At 63.2% G+C, this 25,031-nt stretch carries 16 protein-coding genes; 9 read left to right on the top strand and 7 right to left on the bottom strand.

The annotated features are described in order from the left end of the window. Positions 1 to 3: 3 nt before the first annotated feature. The 6 genes from P9L99_10940 to P9L99_10915 all read right to left on the bottom strand — a co-directional run bounded on the left by P9L99_10940 (position 4) and on the right by P9L99_10915 (position 10,805). The gene (locus P9L99_10940) at positions 4 to 1,113 is read right to left on the bottom strand and encodes a WD40 repeat domain-containing protein (GenBank protein ID MDP8223866.1); all 1,110 of its coding nucleotides are present in this window, start codon (positions 1,111 to 1,113) and stop codon (positions 4 to 6) included. Next, on the bottom strand, positions 1,110 to 2,816 hold the full coding sequence (locus P9L99_10935; GenBank protein MDP8223865.1) for a HEAT repeat domain-containing protein: 1,707 nt from the start codon (positions 2,814 to 2,816) through the stop codon (positions 1,110 to 1,112). Before P9L99_10935 ends, P9L99_10940 begins: the two co-directional genes overlap by 4 nt. Continuing rightward, positions 2,771 to 4,603: a hypothetical protein gene (locus P9L99_10930; GenBank protein MDP8223864.1), complete on the bottom strand. Its 1,833-nt coding sequence runs from the start codon at positions 4,601 to 4,603 to the stop codon at positions 2,771 to 2,773. Before P9L99_10930 ends, P9L99_10935 begins: the two co-directional genes overlap by 46 nt. 120 nt (positions 4,604 to 4,723) lie before the next feature. Then, positions 4,724 to 7,780 carry a hypothetical protein gene (locus P9L99_10925; GenBank protein MDP8223863.1) on the bottom strand — a complete coding sequence of 1,019 codons (3,057 nt, stop codon included), beginning with the start codon at positions 7,778 to 7,780 and terminating at the stop codon, positions 4,724 to 4,726. Further along, positions 7,774 to 8,838, bottom strand: coding sequence for a hypothetical protein (locus tag P9L99_10920; GenBank protein ID MDP8223862.1), 1,065 nt, complete (start codon positions 8,836 to 8,838; stop codon positions 7,774 to 7,776). Before P9L99_10920 ends, P9L99_10925 begins: the two co-directional genes overlap by 7 nt. Then, positions 8,835 to 10,805: a hypothetical protein gene (locus tag P9L99_10915; GenBank protein ID MDP8223861.1), complete on the bottom strand. Its 1,971-nt coding sequence runs from the start codon at positions 10,803 to 10,805 to the stop codon at positions 8,835 to 8,837. Before P9L99_10915 ends, P9L99_10920 begins: the two co-directional genes overlap by 4 nt. Positions 10,806 to 10,895: 90 nt before the next feature. On the opposite strand from P9L99_10915, the gene P9L99_10910 reads away from it, so the two are divergent. Then, a complete protein-coding gene (locus P9L99_10910) occupies positions 10,896 to 11,951 on the top strand; it encodes a WD40 repeat domain-containing protein (GenBank protein ID MDP8223860.1) in 1,056 nt (351 codons plus the stop codon). Here the strand turns inward: P9L99_10910 and P9L99_10905 are convergent. After that, positions 11,941 to 12,732 (bottom strand): hypothetical protein, encoded by a 792-nt coding sequence (locus P9L99_10905; protein MDP8223859.1) that lies wholly within the window; start codon positions 12,730 to 12,732, stop codon positions 11,941 to 11,943. The genes P9L99_10910 and P9L99_10905 overlap by 11 nt on opposite strands. Positions 12,733 to 12,821: 89 nt before the next feature. Between P9L99_10905 and P9L99_10900 the strand changes: the two genes are divergently transcribed. The 8 genes from P9L99_10900 to P9L99_10865 all read left to right on the top strand — a co-directional run bounded on the left by P9L99_10900 (position 12,822) and on the right by P9L99_10865 (position 25,021). Beyond that, entirely contained in the window at positions 12,822 to 13,880 is a 1,059-nt protein-coding gene (locus tag P9L99_10900) for a hypothetical protein (protein ID MDP8223858.1), read from the top strand. Further along, positions 13,874 to 17,014, top strand: coding sequence for a hypothetical protein (locus P9L99_10895; protein ID MDP8223857.1), 3,141 nt, complete (start codon positions 13,874 to 13,876; stop codon positions 17,012 to 17,014). The genes P9L99_10900 and P9L99_10895 overlap by 7 nt, the downstream gene beginning before the upstream one ends. A 143-nt stretch (positions 17,015 to 17,157) precedes the next feature. Beyond that, the gene (locus tag P9L99_10890; GenBank protein ID MDP8223856.1) at positions 17,158 to 17,994 is read left to right on the top strand and encodes an SDR family NAD(P)-dependent oxidoreductase; all 837 of its coding nucleotides are present in this window, start codon (positions 17,158 to 17,160) and stop codon (positions 17,992 to 17,994) included. Positions 17,995 to 18,007: 13 nt separating this feature from the next. Beyond that, entirely contained in the window at positions 18,008 to 19,690 is a 1,683-nt protein-coding gene (locus P9L99_10885; GenBank protein MDP8223855.1) for a thiamine pyrophosphate-binding protein, read from the top strand. Between the two features lie 27 nt (positions 19,691 to 19,717). Beyond that, positions 19,718 to 21,559 (top strand): aldehyde ferredoxin oxidoreductase family protein, encoded by a 1,842-nt coding sequence (locus P9L99_10880; protein MDP8223854.1) that lies wholly within the window; start codon positions 19,718 to 19,720, stop codon positions 21,557 to 21,559. Beyond that, entirely contained in the window at positions 21,556 to 22,854 is a 1,299-nt protein-coding gene (locus tag P9L99_10875; GenBank protein ID MDP8223853.1) for an MFS transporter, read from the top strand. Before P9L99_10880 ends, P9L99_10875 begins: the two co-directional genes overlap by 4 nt. A gap of 3 nt (positions 22,855 to 22,857) precedes the next feature. Continuing rightward, complete coding sequence (locus P9L99_10870) at positions 22,858 to 24,384, top strand: DASS family sodium-coupled anion symporter (protein MDP8223852.1); 1,527 nt, start codon at positions 22,858 to 22,860, stop codon at positions 24,382 to 24,384. 10 nt (positions 24,385 to 24,394) lie between these two features. Further along, positions 24,395 to 25,021, top strand: a complete 627-nt coding sequence (locus tag P9L99_10865) for a TetR/AcrR family transcriptional regulator (GenBank protein ID MDP8223851.1) — start codon at positions 24,395 to 24,397, stop codon at positions 25,019 to 25,021. The last annotated feature ends 10 nt before the right edge of the window (positions 25,022 to 25,031 follow it).

Below are 25,031 nucleotides of genomic sequence, written 5' to 3'. Positions count from 1 at the left end.
GAGTTACTTTTCCGGCAGGAATTTTTCGGTGTCGACAGTGAGGACAATGCGGTCGTCGCGCAGGTCGTAGACGTTCACCAGGCCGTCCTTGCCGCCGGAGACGAAAGCCTCGCCGTCGCGTCGCGGCTTGACCGAGGTGACCCAATCCTCGTGCAGGGGAATCACGCGTTCGGGTTGGTCGGATTCGATGCTCCAATAGCGAACGGCCCCGTCGGGATCGGCGGTGAGGAAGTGCCGGTCGTCGGGCATCAGCGCGCAGGAGATCACCCAATACTGGCCGCTGGACCAACGGCCGGTTTCGCGCCGCTTTTCCACGTCAAAGAAGCGGACCGCGCCGTCGTCACCGCAGGTCAACAGATGCTTGCCGTCGGAGGTGAACTGCACGGCGACCACGGTTTTCTCCCGACCGAGCAACGTGGCGACCTTCGAATAGGATTCGGTTTCGTAGAGGTTAAGCATTTCGGTGCCGTCGCCCCCCGCAGCCAGCAGCGAACCGTCGGGGCTGTAGGCGACAGCCATCGTGCCGCTGGGATTGGCGGCGAAAACCTTCTCACCTTTACCGGTGTCCAGATCGACGATGGTCGTCTTATCCGGCGCGAGAAAGGTCGCGCACGCGAGTTGGTTCTTCAGCGGGTGAAAGGCCAGGCCGATCACTTCGAACTCGGCGATTTCGGCATCGCCTTCTTCCTTGCCCGCAGTCGTAACGTCGAGCACGATGTTCTGCGCAATCTCACCGGTCGCCGCGTCCCACACGATGGCGCGGCTGCCCCAATCCGAGGATGCGTAGTGCTTGCCGTCCGGCGAAACGATCGCGCCTTCGAGCCAGCGGTCGTGACCCTTGAGGCGCGTGGTCAATGTTCCGGTTGCGGCGTCGAGCAACAGCACGTCGGGAAAGTAGCCGGCCACGATTACGTTTCGGCCGTCCGCGGTGAAGTCGACGCCGACCACGTAGGGAAAGAAATCTTCTTGGCGGTCGAAGAAGTTGATGTCGATCATGCGGCCCCAGTAGATGTCGACCCAATACACCGGACCGGGAAACACGAAGAAGGTGAATGCGCCGCCCGCGATCGACAGCGCGAGGATGACCAGGAGAATTTTCCAGCGGCGTTTCATGGTTGTTGTTGTGCCGCGTTTGAGGCCGGTTTGTAAAGCATGCGCCGCAAGCGCGGGTTGAGGACGGTGAAATCGCGGATGTGGTCGTAGGCATGGGAAACGTCGAGTTCGCGATAGCGGCGGTCGGCCAGATCGAGCGCGTCGTCGTCGCCGGCCAACGCTGCGGCCACGTAGAACCATTGGCGTACAGCATCTTCCTCAGCGAGCGTTTCATCGATGGGAGCGCCGGCGGCGTGCAGACCGACGGCGGCGGCCAGGCGCACCCAGGCTTCCGGCGCGCGCAGGCCTTCGCGCACCTGTTCGCGCCAACGCGCGGGTCGCAAAATCGCCAAGCCCAACATGGCCGTGGCGCGCAGGGAAAAGTCGGGATCTTGCCGCGCCTCGTTCAGCGCCGCCGCGGCACTCTCATCGCCGCATAGACTCAAACCAAGCAGCGCAGTTTGGCGCACGTCCAGCGATTCGGCCCGCCACGCCTCGCGCAGCAAACGGCGGTCTTCCGCCTCGGCCGCGAAGGCCAGAGCGAACAAAGCTTGCTGCCGCACGCGGTCGACGCGATCCACGGCCAACACGCGCAGTTCGTCGCGCAGCGCGGTCTCGGTGCGACCAGTCGCCAACCGGGCGAATTGCAGGCGCGTTTCGACATCGGCGGCTTTGGCCCAAGGGACCGGCGGCTCGACATCGATGCCGGGGCTCGACTCGCCGTGGCGTTGCACGAGCACCTTTAAAGCCGCGCGGCGCACAAGCGTGTCGCCGGTCCCGGCGCTTTGCAGCAGATCATCGGCCGACAGGCTGGGATCGACTTGAAACGGTGACGGTGCGCCCGCTTTGTTCTCGCCATCGGATTCCCAAAATTCGAGGGAAGGCTGCGCCAATAAAGTTTGCACCGCGCTGGAGGGGTCGGCGGCGTATTTTTGCAGCGCTTCCTGCGCCGCGGGTTGCGTCAAACCGCGCAGGAAAAAGACGGCCCACAAGCGCAGTTCCTCACGCTGGTCGGTAAAACCGGCGAGCAGGGCGATAGCCTTCTGCGGATTCAGACGAACCAGTTCGTGCAGCGCGAGGTCAGCCAACTCGTCGTCGACATGCGTGGCGAAGGGGAGTAAACGCGACCACGCCCGGTCGGCAGGCGCCAACGCCAACGCGCGGATGCCCGCCTCTTGCGCGAGAAAATCACGGCGGCGAGCCCACGGCCCGATCACCTTCGGCGCGCCCGGCCACTCTAGATCGATGAGACAAAACGCGGCCTCGATTCGCACCGCCCGATGCGGCGACTGCAACAGGGGCGTCAGCTTGTCGGCAAGATCGCTACGACCGGCGTCGGCGATGCCGAACGCGCCTTCCATGACGAACTCCGGATCGCCGGAATCCAAGGCTTCGAGCCACGGAGTGAGCGGATCGAGGTCGCCCGCCTTCCGGCGCGCGGCCAGGGCGGCCAGTCGCACGCGGAAATCGTCGTCTTGGGCAGCGGCGCGCAAAAGCGGCAGACCCCGGCCCGGTTCGGCGTCGGCCAGTTCGTCGAAGAGGGCCAATTTCTTTGCCGTCGATAGCTGCGCAAGGTTGTCGGGAAGCACGGCGGGCGTCAGGGGCGCGTCGCGGCGATCGTTTTTGTCGCAGGCGGCCAGCAGAAGCGCGAGCGCAACAAGCAGGAGGGCGCGGCGGATCATGCGGCGCTCGAGGCCGGGCGTTTCGGGCGTGTCCATATCCATACGAGAAGCCAGACGAGCAGGGATGTCAACATGATGACCAGCCCGAGATAGAACATCGGCGGACGGAAACACAGTTCGACGCGCTGACGGCCCGGTGCGGTCAAGTTGACGGCGAGCAGTCCCGCGTGAGAAGTCAACGCGCCGGTGTCGGTACGCCAACCAGGGTCGTGGTTTTGATTGATGACCAGCAGCGTGGGCCGGGAAGTTTCCGCTTCGATCGCGATGGTGTTGGCGGCGATGTCGATGTCGAGGATCGTTCCCGCCTCGCCGTCCACGAGATACGCTTCGCCCCGGTAGCGAGGATTGAGCGTGGGTCGACCGGCGGGGTCGCCGAGGTATTTGGCGACGGCGTACTCGGGCAGGTAGATGTCAGCATACCAGTCAATCGTGCCGACGCCGCGCGTGAGATTGTAGTACGCAAGGTACTGGTAGGGGCGCAGCATTTCGCGGTAATTGAGTCCCTTGGAGAAAAGATCCAGTGGCGGCCGGGCCTGCGATTTGACGTGATAGATGGACGCGGTTGGCGGGAGCATCGGCGCGGGCAGTTTGAACAGTTCGGCCCAACACGAAGCGTTCATCACCGCGAAGGGCAGCACGCTCAGGAACGCGATGATGAGCAGCGGCTTTCGCCAGGCGCGCCCACGAGTCGCGGCAAGCAATTTCGGGAAGGCCGGCGCCGCGGCGAGCACCACGACGAGCATGATGAAGTAATTGAGGTACTTGTATACATCTCCCATCGCGCTCAACAGCGGGATTTGCCAGATGGTGTATCGGTACAAATCCAGCGGCGCTCGGGACCCGAAACACCACCAAACAAAAAGCCCCCCCGCGATCAGCCACGGCCACAATCGGCGCCGGCCGAACCACGCACCAAAGAGAAATAGAATCACCGCGGGCCAGGGAACGCCGAGAGAATCGTATTCGGGGGTGGCGGGCAGATTGTACTTGTCGTATTTCGCCTCTTTTTCCACGTGGGTTACCAGCGCATGTGCGAAGTGCCCCGCGCTTTGATAAAAGCGCTGCCAACTGCTGCGCTCTTCGTACGGTTTGTCGTCCAGGTCTTCGTCGTGCGGGTAATAGCCTTGCTGTCGCAAGTGTTGAATTTGCCACAACCGCGGCCCGGCGACCGAGCACATGACGGCCAGGGCGAGGCCCAAAGCCAACACGGGGCGCCAGGAAAAACGCCAACGGCCGTCGGGTCGGGAGAAGCTTTTGAGCACGACGAGTATGACGGCGAATAGTGCGGTGGCGGCAATTCCCCACACGGCGATCCACGAAAAAAGCGCCAGTAGCAGGCCGGCGACGATCGCGTATCGCCAGTGGTCGAAAGCTCGAAACAGGAAATACAAAATCAAGGGAACGAAATGGTAGACGGCCATGTTGTAGAAGCCGACCAGCATCATCGAGGGGAACCAGCCCGAAACCAAATAGGCGAAGGCCGCGAAGAGGGCGCCGATGTTACCCGCCTTCAGGATGTCGCGGGCCAGGAGGAAGACGCCCCACGCGCCGAGGAATAGCAGCAGCATCAGGTTGATTTTGACGCCGTACACTTCGCCGAAGAGCGCGGGCGCGACGGCCAGGGGCGTCAGCGAAGCGTCGGTGGGGTGCATGTACACCGGATAGCCGCCGCCGAGGTAGGGCGACCACAAAGGGAACTGCCCGAACTCGTGCAGGCTTCGGTACAGGTTGGCGTCGAAGAGCCGCGTGCTGAGCCAGTCGAGGTTTCGGAAGTCGTCGGGACTTTGGATGCCGTTGGGAACGAACCACATCGGAATACAGAAAAGCACCGCCGCAACCGCGAGACCGGCCGCAGCGTATCGTGTGGAAGGTTTACGTGATGTCGCGTCCGCCATGTGGACGAATACCATAGCAAATTTTGCCGGTCAGTGAGTATCTTTGTCGGCCGATTATTCCCGAAACAGATTCGCGCCCTCGACCGCGGGTTTCCCGGCGAACAGCGCTCGTGAATTCAGCAAGCGGCTGTCGCGCAGGATCAAGCGAATGGCGTCGTAGACTTTCTCGGCGCCGCGCGTGGCTTCGAAGAAGAGCACGACGACGATGGTGTCGGCCTGCACCGGCTTGCCCGTGCCGTGGTCGAAGGTTTCGAGGAAGGGGTATTGGATTGCCCATTGGTGCGGTCGCAGCACGAGTTCCATGCCCTCGCCCGACACGCGGCGTTGTCCTTCATCAAGCAAGAAGCCGGGCATGTTGATCGAGTGGGTCAGCGTGATATCGGTGAGACCGGCCGGCCAGCGCAACGGCACGTGAATGTCGCGTTGGATCGGCGTGGCAGACACCGGCGGTAACGCCGCGTGCAGCAGCGGGGCACCGTCGTGCGGCACCGCGAAATTGAAAAACTCGCCGTCGCCGCTACCGGCGACATCGCCGGATTTCCCGTCGCGCTCGACGAGTACGCGCACGCGGTAGACGCCGGGTTGATTCAGGAAAACCGGGCGCGGCGCGGGTGTCTGCCCCAGGCGGTTGGAACGTCCGGCGACGGTTTCGATCGCGCCGTCGGGTTTGGTGACGGCGAAGGAAACATTCGCTTCGGCCGGGGGCATGACCGTGCCGCCGAGCATCATCGGGTCGCCGACGAAGTACACAACCGAGGTGTCCATGCCCAGGCAGTAGTATTGGTCGCGGCCGTTGATCTGCAGCAGCGGCCGGCCGCCGGGTTCGACCACGGCGTTGTCGGCCAGTCCGGGCGCCGGGGAGACGATGGCCGAGGCGTAGGCATCGTAGTAATTGCGCTTGGCCGCAAGGTCCTTGATCACCACGCCCGCCATGACCCGATATACGTCGCCGGGCATGTCGCCGTTCGGGCGGGTTTTGACGTTCACTTCGCGGGCGTTGGGGGAAATGATCCAGTACGTCTGCATATGCGATTGGGAGTAAGCCAGGTTGAGTACCTGAAATCCGGGTCGAATCACCGAGAGGTAAGTGTAGCCTTCCAGGAGGTTCTCGCTCGGGAATTGGTACGGATTCCAGCCGTGCGCGTTGGCCGACATCACCGGGAGCTGGTACGGGGAAGCGGCGGAAATGAGGTACGTCCCCAAATCGTCGGCGGAGTTGAACCACGCGTCGGGTTCGTAATGGATAGCGCCGTCGGTACCGAGAGACGGATCGTTATAAGGTTCGCCACCGGGATTGTAGGCGGCGACGATTCGCGCCGCGAGAGCCGGGTCGGGAACCTCAATGCTCAACGCGTTGCTCAATGCGCTTTCGAAGGGATACGTCGCGCCGACGAAAACCGTATCGCCGCTGATGTAAGGGATGATGTAGTCCGTGCCGCTGTACGAGGGCTCGTCGAGGTAGGGACAGGTCGATTCCTCCCCGCCGGTGAAACGGGCGACGCCGCTGAGTCGATCGTCATGCTTGCCGACCACGTGCGTCGTGCCGCCGTGCAGGATGACTTCCGGTTCCCGCGGCGCGATCACACCCGCCGAGGATTGCGCACCCATCCATAAACGGCCGGCCGGGTCGAGGTAGCGCGCCTCGAGGTGCGAGTAGTACTCGCCGGGTTCGTCGAACGCGAGACGTCTGCCTTCGCCCACGAAATGCCCGAAGCGATTGGCGGGGCCTTCGTAAACCACTTCCCGCATGCGCTCCGGATCGGAGTTGGGAAAAAAGCGCGCCACCAGCCGCACCTGGGCGGGGACCGCCGGGTTTAGGTGAAACGAAGAAGGGTACCGGGCGCCCACCAGAAAATTCGTGCCGGGTTTGACCGGCGTGGAAAAGGAGATCGGCATCGCCACGGTAAACCGATACGTGCCGCCCGCGGTATAGTCGCGTTGGTAGCGGTCCTGGGTGCGGCCGGTAAGTTGCAGCGCGTAATCGCCGGTTTGTTGCAGGTCTAAGAGAAAACCGCCGCCGGAGACGCGCTGCCCGGCTTCATCAATGCCGACCAAGCGCTTTTCACCCAGGTCGACGGTTGTGCCGCCGGGATCGGTCAGCACGGCCCGGGCCGATCCCGTTCCGCGTAGGAAGTTTTTTTGGACGTTCACCCCGTCGATGCGTTCCAGAAACATGCCGGTCAAGCCGTCGTTCGGGCTTAGCGAAGGCAAACCCGGGTAAACCGTGTAACGGCCCGGCGACACGCGGAAGGCGGCCGGCGAAAACGCGCGGTTGAGCATCTGACAGCGAGCCTGATCTTCCACCGGCAGCAGTCCGGACCGATTCGACGTCTCATGGTCGTGGAAAATCGTCCACGGCAGATGCGGCGTCGCCGGACGGCCCACGACGACCTCCGGCAATACGTTGCCCGCCGAGACAAATTCGCCCGCTCCGATAGTGCGGCCCAAATACTTGTGCGCCCAACCGCCGATCAAGGTTTCCGGATCCTGCGCCGGAAGCTCGAGGATGGAAGCCAGACGGCCGAGGTTGATTAGCGAGCGCGATCCCCGGAAGCGCACGAAGAGATCGACGTGGGGCCGGTAGTAACCCGGCGGCGTGTCGGCCGGGAGTTGCGCGATGATCCGACCCGTCAAATGCGTGCGACCGCCGCGGGCCCAATCGCCGGCCGAGAACTCGTGAATTCCTTCAAACGGGCTGCCTTGGCGGCTACCGAGGGCGCGCACCGGCAGGATGCCGTGGTAGTAGGCCAGCGGAATGCCCGCGCTCGTGAAGCGCGAGGAGATGCTGGTGGTCGTGAGCCCCGTCGCGGTGCCATTTTCGTCGTACACCTGCTCGCCCACGACGGCGACGACCAGGCTTTCGATGACATCGGGACGCCCGCGCATGTTTCGCAGGTCGACATCGAGGTCGAAGGCCATCGTCCAGGAGCCGCCGGGTTCGGCTTCGACGGCGTCCACGTGCACTTCACCGGTCCAGGGCAGGTGGCCGCGACTTTCGCCGACTCGAAACGTGAAGGGGTCGCCGGGGCCGTCGTCACGACCGCACGCCGCCACCATTGCCGCCAGCGCGACCAGAAGCAGTAGGCGGGCTATCGCGCGGCGGGTCACCATGACAACTCCACCGGCGCATCGTGGGGGAATAGGCGACCGAACACGTCAGGGTCATGCGGCAAGGTGTCGAGGTAATCGCCGATGGCGGGCAAGTCTTCGGCATGGGGCCGCCCGGTGCGCTTTTCGGCCATGCGCCGCAGCACGGCGTCGCGGCCGTCGCCGTCCATCACCGGGTCCAACACGAGCGTTAGGGAATGACAGTCGCCGCAATGGTTGGCGAACGCGGCGCGGCTCCGCGAATCCTCGTCGGCGGACACGGTCAGGCGGCGGGCGGCGTATCGCTTCAATTGCGCCATCCAATCGGCCCGATACGACAACGGCGCGGTGCGGGCGACGCGGTCGATGATGTCGTTCCATTCCTCGGCGACGCGCGGCGTGTCGTCCAGGTCGCTCAATCCGTGGCAACGTCCGCATTTGGCGCGCATCAGCCAGCGGTCGCGGTAGGAGCCGCGTAGCTGCGCAAAGGCCGCAACCTTGACGCCCTGCTTTTCCGAAATCGGCGCGCCATTAACGGCGCGCATGCGCGTGACGATCTCGTCCCAGCGCTCCGGCGTGCGGATCACGTTCAGCGGCAGCGAGCCGGCGTGGCAGCCGTCGCAACGGCGGGCCTGCAGCCAAGCGCCGTGAATCACCGTTGGGCTGAGGCCGGGGCCGTAGCAAGCCGCGTCGACGGCCAGCACCGCGAAGAGGGCCGTGGCGGAAGGCAGGGCGAGAAGAATCGTCACCAGCCAAAATGCCGTGCGCCGCAGCCAACCGGGTTTTGCGGAAAGTGCGCCGAACAAGCGGCGTGCCACGCGGTGTCCGAGGTACAAGGTTGCCAGGAAGAGAAACGGCAACGGCGCCCAAACGAGGGGTAGGAAAAGAATCTCTGCCCACTCGAAAAACAAGTCGTACCAATTGAACCAAGCAAAGATGGCGCGACGCGCCGCGGCCGCCAGCGAATAGCAGGCGGGCAGGTATACGAAATAGCTCAATGCCGCCGCCGCCAGCGTCCCACCGAGATACGCCGCCGCACGCGTCAACGGGCCGATGCGATAAACGACAGCGGTGGTCATCACGGTCGTGCCGATCCGAGCCAAGCGTCCAGATCGAGTCGGAACAGACCTTGTTGTCCCGCGAAATAGGCGAGGCCCCGCTGCGTGTCCAGGGCGATGCTTTTGACGTGACCGCCGACCTGCAGCCGACCGCGCAGTTCCAGCGTGCGCACATCGAAGGCTCGCAGTACGCCGTCGTAGATGCTGGAGACGAGCAGCAGGCCGCGTGATTCGTCGACGGCCAGCGCGCGGGTGCCTAGTCCGGTGCGGAGAATGCCGTCCACTTGGAACGAGTCCAGATCGACGACCGTGACGCGCGACTCGTAAAAGCGCCCGACGAACAGGCGGTCGACTTGCGGCGCGAGCGCGGCGTCGTAGTTGGCGCCGCCGATGAAGAGACGACGCCGGACGCGCCAGTCGGCCTCGTTCAATTCGGTGAGGTGGGCGTTGTACCAGAGCGAAATGATGTACAGGCGCTGCGGGCTGTAGCGGTTGTCGACAATCAAATCCTGGATGTCGCCGATATCAGGCGTCGGCTGATCGCGGAAGAACCGGCCGGTGTCCGGGTCGAAACCCAGCAAGCGTTCGCGATCTTCGCAGCCCACGTACAGGTACTCGAGGCGATCGTTCCACCGGATGCTGTTGATCCAACACAAATCGGTAAAGGGGTACACGTCGGCGACCTGGGCGCGTTGCGGGTCGATAGCCACGACGATGTCTTCCAAGCGGCCGCCCGTCCCGCGCAGCAAAGCCTCTTTCAAGTCGGGGTAGGGGTAGAAGGTAGCGAGCAGGCGGTCGCGCGACGCGACGTAGATCAGGTCTTCGGGCGTGCCCCAGAACGCGATTTCATCGGATTTTTTCATATCGCGCAGGGGGCCGGGATTGACGGGTATGGCTTGGCGTTCGGCGAGGGAAAACTTCACGATCTGGTTGCGCGGGCGCAAGACGAGAAAGAGATTCTCTCCGGCCTCATCCAACACCGCGCGAAAGACTTCGGGCACGTCCGCCAAATGGGTGAGGGCCGGGTGACGCTCGCAGTGAAACACCCGAAACGAGTAGGTGTGCAGCATCGCCAGCAACGCAAAGAGACAAAGAAAGACCAAGCGCTTTGGATATCGCCGCGGGTCGAGTCGAAAATCGGGCAACGGCGAAAAACCCCACGAGGTCAGCCCATCGACGGCGAGCAACGCGAAAGCCGCCGACAACAAGGTCGAAGGGAATAGGATCGGCCGTTGGAAGAAGCGGGCGTAAACCCCCAACACGACGGCAGCCACCACCCACGCCGCCAGCGTGCGAGCCAGCCGGCGCCCGGCTTGCGGGCGGCGGAAAAAGAGCGTGATGAGCACGAGCGTCGCCGCGCCGACGACCGCGATGTAGAGGTTGTTCGCCATGACGCCGGCTTGCGGGTTCGAGCCGAATAGCCGCGCCGCCCACTGCAGCAGGTGATAACCGGAAGGGTTGGTGTTTAAGATCGAGTACAGATAGTAGAGCGACACCGCGCCGAGCGTGCCGATGGTCGCCACTTGCCAGGCGCGCGGGTCCTTTTGACTCAGGGGCACTAAGCGGCGGTCGAGGCGTCCCCATGCGGCCCAGCACGCGATGCCGGCGAGCAGTGCGACCGTCAGCTCTTTTTCCATCAACGCGCCGAAAAAGATCACGCCGACTTGCCCGGTCAGCACAACCAGTGCGACCGCCCAGGCATACGCTTTCCAGAGCCACGGTGCGCGGCGACGCAGCACGAAGGCCGACACGCCGACCACCAAGGCGATCCCGGCGGTGAGGGGCAGAACCCAATCGCCTTCGGTCAGCCACAAAAAAACGGAAACGACCACCGTGAATACGGCGTGTTCGATGTAGACCGCGCCGGGTAGGTTTTGTTCGCCCAGCAAGTTGCCCAGCGCCCACAACACGGCGGCGCCCAGCAGCAGCCGGAACGCGATATTCAGTGGACCCGCGGCGGATTCCTCGGCTTTATGCGGCGCTCTTTGCATGAGGTTAAATGTAGCGGATCGCGGTATGACGCGCTATCCCGACGACAAGCGAATTGAATCGCGCGCCGATTTCCGCTATCCATCGTATCCATGAACAAATCTCGTCGCTGGTTGTGGGCCGCGTTGCCGCTTTGCCTGGCGGCGGCGGCCGCGTTCGCGTACTTCGTGTACCCAGGCTCCGTCGTGTGCGTCGATCTGTATTGGACGGCGCTGATTGAATCGCGGCTGGTCGACCCGGGGCGCGATCAATACCCGTGGACCGTGGCCGTGGATTGGTCGCCGGACGGCAAGACGTTGGTCTCTTCGGGATACCATCACGACGTGTTTTTGTGGGACGTGGAAAGCGGCACGCTGCGGCGACGATTGCGCGGGCACGCCATGTGGGTGCAGGAAGCGATCTACTCGCCGGACGGAGAGACGATCGCCACCGCCGATTGGGGCGGCAAGGTCATGTTGTGGGATGCGGCCACGGGCGCGCCGCGCCACGAGTTGCAGGCGGACGGCGAATTGTTTTCGGTGGCCTTTCACCCGACCGAACCGCTCTTGGCGGCGGGATCGTACGAAGGCCGGGTTACGCTGTTCGACCTGAACACCGGCCTCGTGCGGCAGTCGCTGGCGGGCAACGAGGGCGGCGTGCTGTTTTTGAGCTTTTCTCCTGACGGCTCGCGGCTTGCGGTGGCGGGCGAGGACACGCGCATCCACGTGCGGGAGACGATTAATTACAGCATCGTGGCGCAACTGACCGGGCACACGGCGGGCATCACGTCGCTGTCGTTTTCGCCGGATGGTCGGCAACTGCTTTCCAGTGGCGACGACGGCACGATCCGACTGTGGAACGTCGCCGAAGCGCGGCTGGAGCGCACGTGGCAGGCTGACCGCGACTGGATCAATTTCTTGACCTTTCTGCCCGACGGCCGGGGCTTTTTATCGGCGGCGGCCAACCGGCGCGTTCAATTGTGGGACGTCGACCGAGCCGAGCCGCGGCGATCCTGGGACATTCACCGCGACTGGGCGCAATGCGTGCGCGTTTCGCGCGACGGTCGCCGCTTCGCTTCGTGCGACAAGTCGGGCCTCATCTGCGTCGTGAACCTGGCAAGCGGTGAAGTGGAACGAACCATCGACGTAGGCGCAGTGCTTAGTCCTTAGGCGGTTGACCCCCGGTCGCCAACGCCCCGCGAATTAAAAACAAGTAGCCGGCAAAATACGCCAGTTCGCCGAGGCAAAAGGCGTCGCTGTGTAGCGCGACCAGGCGGAAGTAAAACAGGTCGCCCACGCAGTAGAGGCCGAAGCCGAGCACCGGCCAGAAGCGTTGCGGCGCGCGATACGGGCCGAGCGGCACACCCGTTGCCAGCAACATCGCCGCCATGAGCAGCACGATCATATCCGCCGTGACGAACGCGAAGGGCGCGGCGGCGGAGGACGACGGCGCCAGGTTGTCAACGAGTGGCACCAGGACACCGAGCACGGCGAACAACGTGAGAACCGCCACACCCAGCGCGGCGGCGAGGGTGCGCCCAAAACCGGGCGTACGTTCCTCCTTGGTTTGCAGCCACAGCCCGGCGGTCGCAGCGATGAGGGCGATACGCGCCGCGAGCCAAATCAAAGTCGGCGCGGTCAAACCGAGGTCGTCGTTGTCCACTTCGGTAAAGACGAATTCCAACAACGCGAAAAGCAACTCACCGGCAAACAGCAACGCGACGGCCACAGCCCACACGCGGTACAGGCGATCGCGTCGCGCGGCGAGGAAGGACGCAACGACCGCGACACCGGCGGTGAGCGACAGGTTGGCGTTGAGAATGGCGAGGTAGAGCGTCTCCGAGACCGGCAGCCATTGCCATTTGTAGATCGCCAGACCGAGGGCTGCGCAGGCAAGGTACGCCCAAAGCGCGCGCGACGGCCACGTGATGCGGGATGGCAGTGGGGTCATCAAAACGTCTCGCTTTTGGATTCGCCGGCGATCATATCATAAGTGGCGTTTTGGTGGCGGTGTGGCCGGGCATTTGTTAAACTCGCCCAATGATTGAGCCGGGCACGAGGCAAAACAAAATCCACGGCGTCCTTATCGCCAACCTAACCGCCGGGCTGCTGGCCGCGGCGGCGACGTGGTTCCTGTGGATCCCCTTCGTCTATCACATGGCCCTGATCGTTCTTCGGGAAATCTTCCCCTGGTTCATTTGGTACAAGCCTTACGAGCGCGTTTCGAGTGAGATCATCGACAACGACCTGTGGAAACCGCTGCCGTTTCTGTTTCTGGCGACGTTTTTCCTGCTTCGTCGCGCGGGGTATGCGATCGCGGGCATCCGGCGCGGGAAAAAGCCGTGGACGGTTGGGCGGGTATTTCGCACGCTGCTGGCCGCGGCGGTGTTGGTGCCCAGCGCGGCGTACTTTTTGGTCCCGTTCGCGTTTACGGCGCATTATCAAATTCGCACGTTTCCACCTACCGGCCATTTTCTGCAGCGGCAGAAATGCTCTTTGTGCCACCCGGCCGACCGCCCGTTTCATTACATGAAAGAATCGGCGCAGTGGCGACTGACCGTCGAGCGCATGCGCGAAAGCAACGGCGCGCCGATCGATGGCGAGCAAGCGGAAACGATCATCGCCTATCTGGCGCGAAAAAATACGTATGACGACGCCTCGCTGTTTCGTGCCAAATGTCGCCGTTGTCATGGCTCGGATGTTCTGGAGCGACGCGAACGCACGGCGGCCGAATGGGAGTTGATCGTCAACCGCATGCAACACCTTTCCGCGTTTGCCTACCGGGAAGAATGGGCGCGGCAACTGCGTCGCTATGCCGCCGAGCACTTGGCGGCGGCCACCGGCGATGCGGGTCGCGCGGACAAAATCCTGTTTGAAAGGCGTTGCGGCCGATGCCATCAACTCGACCGCGTGCGGGTACCCGAGGCGCTGTCGCCGGGCGTCGCGGTGGTGGTCGAGCGCATGGCGGCGAAGGTTCCGGGGATGATCGCCGCGGATGAAGCGGCGCGGCTGGCGGATTTCGTGCCCGCGTTGCCGGACGATGCGGCCGAATTCCGCTCGCTGTTCCCGCACGACCGGCTGGTGGAGGCGACATGGTGAGGCGGGCGTCCATCGTGGTTGTCGCGCTCTGCCTGGCGATGCTCGCGGCTTGCGCGGGCGAAGTCGAAACCGGCGCCGGCTTCGAGGTGGGCATCGAGGACGCCTTCTACCCCTGGCGTGGCACTGTGCGCGCGGATTCTTTCGAGGCCAAGCCGGGAGAAGAATGGCACGCGGATTTTGATATCGAAATTGATTTCCGTCGCTTACGCGAGTATCCCGACGTCGTCAAAGGGGTGGCCGTCGTGTTGGTCGGCGAGCAGGTCTACGACGAAGACGGCATTACGACGGGGCTGACCGCCACGGCGCTGTCTTCGCGTTTCACCAGTGCGGGCGTGCCGATCGCCTATTACGAGGGGACGCTGCCGGTGCGGGCGCTTGGCAATCAGCGCGGCAGTCCGTTCGAGGCGGCGACTGAGTTTCGCGGCGATTCCTGGACGCGTGGCGGGCGCGGTCGTTTTAAAGGACGGTTGAGCGCCGTGCTGCCGCCGGACATCCCGCCGGGATTTTACCGGCCGCACGTGAACGTCTTCGTCAAGTTCGCCGGCTCCAACACACCGATCGACCTCGCGCACTTGCCGGTGCGACTCGAGCAATGGTTGGTGGAGAACATTCGCACCGGGGGTACGCAGCGGGCGCACGAGGCGTTGCGGGGGCGCATGCCGCCGGACATGCGGGAGTTCATGCAGGCGCCGCAAGTGCTGCCGGCGGTGCAGATCGGCGAGCCCGCGCCGCCGCGCGTGGCGTGGACCGTGTTTCAGGATGTGGAGGAATACGGCCAGTCGGGGATTCTCGCCAACGAGGATAAGGAATCGTTGGGGCTTATCTCGCGGGTGCGGCTGCCCACGCCGCTTACGCTGCTGCCGCGGCAATACCGGGTGAATCCGGGCATACCCAAGTTGTATCCGGAAACGGCGTTGGCCGATTTGTTTATCGGTCGTTCGACCGTGCCCAGCCGCGTGAAAAATTTCATGGACTTCGGACGGGTCGGCGCAAAGGCGGACGAAGGGCCGTATGCCGACGCGAAGCTGACCGGGCCGGACGGCACGACGCTGGATCTGGGGCGTCGTTTGTTCGTGGGCGAAGGGTCCGACGGCCCGTTGCTGGAAAACAGTGGCTTTACGTTGGACCTGCGTGAGACCGGCGACTACCGGCTGGAGTTGACCGGGCGCATGTTCGATCAACTCGGCCGGGGGTACGAGGCCGGCGGCACCTATGATTTCACGGTGGCGCTGCCGTTGTCGTTTTCGACGCCCGTGAAGCCGGGCACGAACTTCCTGGAGGGCGCGCGCTTTCCGGCCGTCGCGCACATCAATCCGCCGGTGCCGGCCGAGGTCACCGTGGATGTGGAATACGTGCCGCAATCGGACATGCGGCGGCGCGTCGTGCGTTCTTTTCGCGGCAAGGCGAATCGGTTTGGGCATTTCGTGCCGCAAGGACAAGCGCCGTTGGTGATGAGTGAGCCGGGCGAATATCGCTCGCTGGTGACCGCGCAGTATCGCGACGAGCAGGGCGTGTTGTGGCAGGGAGCGCAGGCGTCGGCGGGTGTGGTGGCCGAGCACGATCCCGAAATCGTGTTGCACGGCGGACGAACCTATCTGCAGCCGCCGCGTCTCGGGCCGCCGCACTACGGTGGCAAAGAGCGCTACGATTCACGCACCGAGGGCGGTTCGTCGTTCCTGTTTTTGAAATTCCTTACGCAGTACGACTACACGCTGCCCTACCACAGCGGCGACACGCTTTTTGCCGCGACGACGTATCCTTACGAAACGGTGATCGGCATCGTGCTGTCGATGGAAGCTAAGACCAAGCAACTCGCGCGGCGCATTGTCGAGGCGTACAACCCGTCGGGGCAGCCGCTGAATTTTCCGGCCGTGTCCCTCCTGCACCAACCGGAACTGCTGCCGGACCTGTTCAAGATATCCGACGACAATTTCGGCTACCACCGCATCACCGCCGAGCAGCCGGACCACCTGCCGATTTTGTCGGCGAGCGAACGCGGCTGGTCGCCGATGCAATTCCCCGACAAAAACACGTTGGAAGCGTATGCCTACATCTCGGTGATCCGCCCCGGATTCTCGGTGATGACCATGGCCTTCACCGGTTCGCTGATGGGGCCGTGCTGGATCATCGCGCCCAACAGTTACGGCGGCCAGATCAACACGAGTCCCAACGGCGACCTGCCCGGCGATTTGTATCGCGTCATGGCCGGGCTGGTGTTCAAGGACAAGATCACCGGCGAAAATCACTACGACGCCTACGCCTCGACGATTATTGCCTCGCCGCCGGGCAGCTACGCCAACGCCGTCACAGCGCCCGGCGAGCGACCGCTGATGTCGGTGAACGGCCGCGACCAGTACTACTTCATCGGGTTGGACACGTCGGAGTCGTTTTTGGTCGGCGAACAAATGGTGCTGGGCGGCACGGTGATGCCTCCGGTGGCGGCCGACGTCGCGTTCACCGTGACCAGGCCGGATGGGAGCCAAGTCGCGACCGGTGGGCGGTCCAATCGCCTGGGCGGTTTTGTGGCGCCGGACCGCGTGGCGGTCGATCAGCCGGGTGTGTATCGCGTGGGCGTGAAAATCCAAGGGGAGCATACGTCCGGTGACGTGGCCGGGAGCGGCGACGGCGAGTATTTCCATTTTGCCGTTCCGGAAGACGAGCCGAAGTTGCTGAACATCGAACTACCGGTGTTCTCGCGGGTGAAGGCGGGGGAGGACGTCGTCGTGCCCCTGAGTTGGCCCGCCGAGTTGACCGACGCGAAAATCACCTATTCGATCATGATGCCCGGCACGGTGCTGGATGAAGGCGTGCGGGAAGTGTCGGGTGCGGATTTTCGTTTTCGGCTTAACCCGACGCAACTGGCGATTCAGTACCCGTTTATCGACACCGTCGATTTCGCCACCGGCCGCAAGCTTTACGCCGATACGATCGTGATGGTGTTTTTCCTGGAAGCCACCAGGGGCGGGCAAAAGACCTACGATGTGGTGCGGATCATTCTGCGCGGCGACCGGCTGTTCAATTCGCGTCCGGCTCCCGGTATGGCGACCACCATGCCCCACACCGGCCCGCTGCAGCACCCTCCGTCAGTCGGTGTGCCGCCCCCCGCGCCGGCGTTTCACGCGCCGCCGGAATAATTCCGTTTTCGGCTCCGTTCCCCCTTGCGTCGGGCGACATTTTGCTCAAGAATTGAACCGCGTTCAGTTTATGAACGCCATTCAGTAAACAACAGTTAATGGGGACGAGCCCGCCGGATGGAGCGGGTTGGAAGGAGGCGTTGATGTATCCCGACTTGAAGGGAAAGATCGCAGTCGTCACCGGCGCCGGCAAGCGCACGGGAATTGGGTTCGCCATTGCCGCGAAGCTGGCGCAATCGGGCGCGAACGTCGTTCTTGCCGACCTGGGCGCACTGCCTTTTGACGACACCGGTGTGGCGGTGGGTCGTCGGGAGGAGATGGACGAATTGGCCGCCGAACTCGCCGAGCAGCACGGCGTGGAAACGCTGGCGGTGGATTTGAACGTGTCGGACGCCGCGTCGATCGCCGCGATGGTCGAGGCCGTGCGGGAGAAGTTCGGCCAGGTCGATATTCTGTGCAACAACGCCGGGGCGTCGTTTGGCGTGCCGAACATGGTGCACACGTACGACGAAGACGCGTGGATGAAAACGATCGACGTCAATTTGCACGGCGTCTTTCGCATGACGCGCGCTCTGTTGCCGATGATGTTCGGGCGGCCGGCCAGCATCGTGAACACGGCTTCGCGGGCCGGGAAAGTGCCGCCGGTTTTCAACGGCGCGTACGCGGTGGCCAAGGCGGGCGTGATCATGCTGACCAAGGTGATGGCCAGGGAATTGGGCGGCATGGGCATTCGCGTGAACGCCGTTTGCCCGGGTCAGATCGACACCGACCTCGAGCGCTGGCGTTTTGGTTTGGAAGCCGACGCGTTAGGCGGTACGATCGAGGACCGCAAAAAGGAAATGGAAAAAACGATCCCGCTGCAACGGATCGGCAAGCCCGAGGACGCGGCGTCAGTGGTGGCGTTTTTGGCGTCCGAGGCGTCTTCATATTTGACCGGCCAGGCGATTAACATCACCGGCGGGCAGTTGATGGAACTCTAGAAGGAGGATTCTAATGGCTATGGTTCCCAGTGCAAAACTCGCGGCCGAGGCGCTGATCGATCGCGGCGTGGATATTATTTTTACGTTGAGCGGCGGACACATCACGCCGATCTATTCGCATCTCGAACATTCGGATATCACGCTGTTCGACACGCGACACGAGCAAGCGGCCGTCTTCATGGCCGAGGCTTACGGACGCATGACCCGCAAACCGGGCGTGGCGATGGTGACGGCCGGACCGGGCTTCACCAACACGCTTTCGGCGATTGCCAACGCCAACATGGCCAACTCGCCGCTCGTGCTGATTTCGGGCTGCGCCGGCGTATGCAAATGCGAAAAGCTCGATCTGCAGGACGCGCCGCAAGCGCCGATCATCGCGCCGATGGTCAAGCGGGCCTTCGTGTGCCACACGCCTTCGCGCATTCCGGAATATATCGACATGGCGTTTCGTACGGCGATCAGCGGGCGGCCGGGACCGGTCTACCTGGAGTTGCCGGTCGACGTGCTGGCTACCCAGTCGGATGAAAGCGCCGTCAAGCGGATGAAAACCACGATCGATTCGCACCCGGTCGATCGCGCCGGCGCGGCGAAGTTGATCGAGATGATTCGCGCCGCCAAGCGGCCGATGGCTGTGGCGGGCAGCGGCGCGTGGTACGCCGGCGTTGAGGGTGAATTGGTCGCGTTCGCCGAGAGGACGGGCGTGCCGATTTTCACCTCGGGGATGGGCCGCGGCCTTATCCCGGACGGGCACCCGCTGTGCTTCGAGTCGGCGGTGGGCACGCGCCCGGGCGCGGTGCTGATGGCCCAGTCGGATGCCGACCTGATCATCCTGCTGGGCAACCGCATCAGTCTGTATTACATCTTCGGCGACTTGTTCGATTCCCGTGCGAAACTCGCGCAGGTGGATATCGCGCCGGAGGAGATCGGCCGCAACCACAGCATCGATTTGCCGATCGTCAGCGACATTCGCGGCCTGCTGACCGAGTGCGTGGAACTTGCCGACGCGCAGGGTCTGGCCGAGTCGCTGCCCCCGCAGTTCGCGGAGTGGACGGCGGCCTTGCAGGTCAACGCCGACCAGTCGAAAAACCAAGTCAAGTTCATGTGGGAAAATGAAGGCGTGCCGATTCACGCCATGCGTCTGGCCAAAGAGATCGACAACTTTCTGGATCGCGATGACGACATCGTCGTGGCCGACGGCGGCGACACGCAGATCTGGATGGGTATGACGCGCACCGTGCGCGGGCCCGGGCGTTACCTGGACTCCGGGCTTTTTGGTTGCCTGGGCGTCGGGCTGCCTTACGCGAACGCCGCCCAAGTGCTGAATCCCGATAGCCGCGTGTGCCTCATGATCGGCGACGGCTCCACCGGTTTCAACTTCATGGAATTCGAGACGGCCGTCCGCAAGAAACTGCCGGTCGTCACCGTGATCAGCAACGACCTGGGGTGGGGCATGATCCGCCATAGCCAGCAGTTACGCCTGGGGCACGCGATCGAAGCCGGCACGTACATCGGCGAGGTGCCGTACCACAAACTGGTCGAGGCGCTAGGTGGTAAGGGCCTGCGGGTCGATAAACCCGAGGACATCCGCCCCGCGCTGGAAGAAGCGTTCGCCTCGGGAGTTCCGACTTGCATCAACGTGATGACCGACCCCGACACAATCAGTCCGGGAAGCATCGCATTGGCCAACGTGTACTAGCGGCGGCCGGCCGCAAGGAGCTGTCTGATGAAGGCGTTTTACGGAACGTTCGCATGGATCGATGTGCGGCGGCGAAGCGTCGAAGTGCGGCAAATCGCCGAAGAGGATTTACGGCGGTTTCTCGGCGGCGGCGGCTTGGCGGCGAAAGTCTTCCTCGACGAGGGCGACGACGAGGCCATCGTTATCGCCAACGGGCTGCTCACCGGCTACCGGGTGCCCACGGCCTGCAAAACGTCGATCGTCTTCCGGTCGCCGCTGACCGGCATCTTCGGCGAGAGCAGCGTCGGCGGTAAATGGGGCGCGCAACTCAAAAAAACCGGCATCGACGGGCTGGTCATTCGCGGCCGCAGCGAAGCGCCCGTCTACCTTTTCGTCAGCGACGGAACGGTCGAGATTCGCGACGCTTCGCCGTGGTGGGGAATGGGTACTTTCGAGGCCTACGAAGGCTTGCGAGGGGAATTGCCGGACGGTGCGCAAATCGGGTTGATCGGACCCGCCGGCGAGAACGGCGTGGGCTTCGCCTCCATGATTTTTGAAGGCGAGAACGCCCGCGCTGCCGGGCGCACCGGCGTCGGCACGAAATTCGGCGAGAAAAAAATTAAAGCCGTGGTCGTCGCGGGAGGCGCGGCGCCGCAACCACACGACGACACCGGATTGCGTGAATACGCGCGGCCGTTCAACGCGCAATTGCGTGAGCGGGCGGCGGGCCTAAGCAAATTCGGCACATCGGGCGCGGTCGCGCGTCGCGAGGTGTCGGGTGATCTGCCGATCAAGAATTTCGCGTTGGGTAATTGGGAACCGGCGGTCGAAATTTCCGGGCAGGCGTACGCCGAGCATCTGCATTTGCGGCATCATGCGTGTTTCATGTGTCCGATCGGCTGCGCGAAGAAAATCAAAATCACGACCGGTCCGCACGCCGGTTTGGAGACGACGCAACCCGAGTACGAAACGGTGGCGGCGCTGGGCTCGAATCTGCTGCACAGCAGCCGCGAGGGCATCGCCGTGGCGAATCGACTGTGCAACGATATGGGAATCGACACGATGTCGACCGGCGTGGTGCTCGGCTTCGTGTTCGAGTGCGTCGAGCGCGGCATCCTCAGCCAAGAGCGGGTCGGCCTGACGGGCGCGAAACCGGTGTGGGGCGATACCGAGGCTATTTGCGAGTTGATCGAAATGATCGCCGGGCGGCGCGGCATCGGCGATGTGTTGGCGCATGGGGTGCGGCACGCTGCGTCGGTCTTCGGCGGTGGGAGCGAGCGCTTCGCGATTCATGCCAAGGGCTTGGAACTGCCGATGCACGATCCGCGCGCGCTGGTCAGCGCCGGGGCGACGTATGCCACGGGCAACCGCGGGGCGTCGCATAACGAAGCGCCGGCCTATTACGTGGAAGAGGGGATGAAAATCGAAGGCTTCCCAACCGGCGTCGATCCTCACACGCCGGCGCAAAAGGGAGCGATGACGGCGAAGATGCAGAATCTCAGCGCCATTTTTGACGCCCTGGGTTTGTGCAAATTCATGTTGGCCGGTGGGGTGAGCGCGCGCGAAATGGCGCGTTTCACGGAACTGGTTTGCGGTTGGGACGGCGACGCCGACCGGCTGCTGGAAATCGGTGACCGCATCTACGCTCTCAAACGATTGTACAATCAACGATTCGGGATCGACGGCGCATCCGACACCTTGCCGCCGCGCATTCTGGAAGAACCGCGAGGTACCGGCGGCTCGGCAAACGTGCTGCCCGACTTGCGCACGATGCTCGCCGATCTCTACCGCGCCCGCGGTTGGGATGAACAGGGACGCGTCACACGGGAAACGGCGGATCGCTTGGGTCTTGCGAACTACGTGCCGCCGGGAGAAGGGGAACGCCCATGACCGATAGCCAAACCGCACCCGCCGGGAAATCGTCGCGCTACAGGTATTTCGTCTTCGCGCTGCTGTTTTTCATGTACATGTTCGATTACATGGACCGCATGGTGGTCAGCTCGTTGCTGCCCGACCTCAAGCGCGAATGGGGCATCACCGACGCGCAATCGGGGATGCTGCTCTCGCTCGTGTACCTCTCCATCGTGGCGACGACCTTCCCTATTTCCCTGCTCGTCGATCGCTGGAGCCGGCGCAAGAGCATCGCCATCATGGGCATGATTTGGAGCACCGCGACCGGTGCCTGCGCATTCGCTTCGCAATTCATGCACCTGGCGATTGCCAAGTCGATCATCGGGGTGGGCGAGGCCGGTTACGCCACCGGCGGTACGGCCATGCTCTCGGGCCTCTTCCCGGAGAAGAAGCGCGCGCAGATCATGGGCTTCTGGAACATGTCGATTCCGCTGGGCGCCGCCCTGGGCATTGCAATGGGCGGCATCGTTGCGGCGACGTGGGGTTGGCGCTACGCCTTCGGGCTGGTGGCGATTCCCGGATTCATCGTCTCGATGCTCTTCTTCTTCGTCAAAGACTACAAAACGGTCAAGTTGGTGCGCACCGCGGTAAGCGAAAACGGCGTGAGCGCCGAAGTCAAAATGAATTGGAAAGACATCGCGCTGGAGTTTCTGAAAAACCCGACGCTGTTGTTCACCTACTTCGGTTTCGCCGCCAACGTCTTCCTGTCGACTTCGATGATGTTCTGGATGTCGACCTACTTCCAACGCACCCAGGGATTGGCCCAGGACGCCGCGGGCCTCAAAACCGGGGCGGTCTTGCTCATGGCCATCATCGGCGCGCCACTCGGTGGTTTTCTCGCCGACAAGTGGCGCAACAAACAGAACAACGCGCGGTCGCTGTTCGCGGCGGTCTCCTCGGCCTTTGCGGCCCTGGTGTTGTTCATCGCGTTTATGTACCTGGAGGGCAGTCCGGCGCAGTTTCCGACGCTGATGCTGGGGGGCATTGCCGTGGTGGCGTTTTTGCCGGGCGCGGCGGCGGTCACGCAGGACGTCGTACACCCCGGATTGCGCGCCGTTTCCTACAGCCTGTGCGTGATCGTGCAGAACCTGTTGGGCAGTGCGCTGGGCCCGCCGATGGTCGGTCACATTTCCGACACCTATGACATCCAAACCGCCATGGCCCTGCTGCCCCTGGCTTTCGCGCTGGCGGCGTTGCTCCACTTTATTGCGGCGATGTTCTACAACCGCGACTTTGCCAAGGTCGAAAAAGTGGAACTGGACCTTGAGGAGTAACCGTTGACCAAGGAACTCAACCCGCGACGCCAGGTCATCTTTCTCGCCGTTGGCTTGCTGCTGTTCGCGTTGGTCGCCGTGTTTCTAAAACCCGGCGCGCGGCAGATCGGCGGGGAGGAAATCGCACTGTCGGCGGCGGGGCGGATGTGCATCGCGCTGCTGGTGATGGCGATTTTCTACTGGGTGAGCGAAGCGCTACCCTTCCACATCACCGCCTTGCTCGTGATGCTCATGATGCCGCTGGTGGGCATCACCGAAGGGCTGCAAATCGTCAAGCATGGGCAGATCGTGGAGGTGCACGGCGTGGCCGCGGGTTACCGCGAGTTGGTGCGACTCAGCTTCGGCGACCACCTGATCCTGTTTTTCCTCGGCGTGTTTCTCCTCTCCGGCGCTTTTTCGGAAACGACTCTCGGGCGGCGTTTGACGCTCAAGATGCTGCAGACGATCGGCACGAGCAGCCGGCGCGTGATTCTCGGTTTCCTGATCATGGGCACGCTGCTTTCGATGTGGGTGTCCGACGTCGGGGTGGCGGCGATGATGCTGCCGATCGGCGTGGGTATCCTGCGGCAAATCGGCAGTAAGCCGCTGGAAAGCAACTTCGGCCGCGCGCTGATGATCGCCTCGTGCTGGGGCGCGATTTTCGGCGGCATCGCCACGCCCGCCGGGTGCGGCCCGAACCCAATCGCCATCAATTTCATGCGCGAGTTCACCGGCATGCAGATTCAGTTTGTCGACTGGATGAAAATCGGCGTGCCCGCCGCGTTGCTGCTGATTCCATTCGGGTGGGGCACGTTGCTGTTTTTGTTCCCGCCGGAATTCAAGAAACTGCCGTTGACGCGCGAAGACATTCGCGGGCAACTCGCGGAACTGGGCGGGCTCAAGCGTGAGGAAATCGGCACGATCGTCATCTTCGGCATCGTCATTTTCCTGTGGGTGTTCAACCCGCTACTCGCCAAGCTGACGGGCGGCCGGCTGGACTTGCCGATCAGTTTCGTATCGATTCTCGGCGGCCTGCTGCTGTTCCTGCCGCCCTTCCGCGTGCTGAATTGGGAGAAGGCGAACCGCGCGATTTCGTGGGAAAGCATTATCCTAATCATGGCTTCGCTCGGGCTTGGGATGATGACCTATCACACCGGCGCGGCGAAGTGGCTGGCGGTGACGTTGCTGGGGGGCGTCGGCGCCTTGGGCCCGATCGGCCTGATTTTCGTCGTCGTGCTGGTCGTCATATTTATGAAGCTCTTCTTGGCCAGCAACACCGTGACGGGCATCGTCATTATTCCGATTCTCATTTCGCTGGCTCAAGCGCTGGGCATTCACGCCTGGGTGCTGGTGGGGCCGGCGGCGTTCACTTCTTCCCTCGGCATTATTTTGGTGACGCAGACACCGACCAACGTCATTCCCTACACCTCGGGTTACTTCACGATACGTGATTTCGCCGTGTCCGGCTTGGTCATGACCTTGTGGATGACAATCGTCGTCGCCGCCGTAATCGCCGTGCTCGGTCCGTTGACCGGCATGTACACGTACTGAGGAGCCGACCATGGGGGTGCAGGCCAGACGCCAGCGAGAACGGGAACAGCGGCGGAATCAAATCCTCGACGCCGCCCGGCAGGTCCTCTTCCGGGAAGGGCTCGCCGGCGCGTCGATGAACAAAATCGCCGTCGCGGCCGAGGTGAGTGTCGGCACCCTCTACGTATACTTCCAGAACAAGGAAGAACTCTTTGCCGCGTTGCAGGAAGAGGGCCTCGACATCCTGCACGAGATGATCCGGTGCGCCGACGCCAAAGGCGCCGATCCGCGCGAACGCCTGACGCTGATGGCCCTGGCGTACCTGGATTTCGCGCGCCGCCATCGCAAGTATTTCGACGTCTACAACGTTTTTTTGACATCGCCGGAAGTGAGCTTCCCCAACGAACTCAAGCAGCGCATCGACACCCACGGCGACCGCATTTTGTCCGTTGTCGAAGGCGCGATACGCGACTGGGCAAGCGGCGACGAGAACGTGCTGGCGCAATCGCATCAGTGCGCCCTGGTGTTTTGGTCGACGCTGCACGGCATGCTGCAGTTTCGTAAGCTGCGCGACACCATCCTGGCCGGGCAGGAATTGCGCGAACTCTACATCTACGGCGTGGAGTGCCTGTTGCGAAGTTTTGCGCCTTGTCATTAACCGCCTTCCC

It is taken from the genome of Candidatus Lernaella stagnicola, assembly GCA_030765525.1.
GTDB classification, from domain to species: Bacteria; Lernaellota; Lernaellaia; order Lernaellales; family Lernaellaceae; genus Lernaella; species Lernaella stagnicola.
This window is presented reverse-complemented; position numbering and strand designations above follow the sequence as displayed.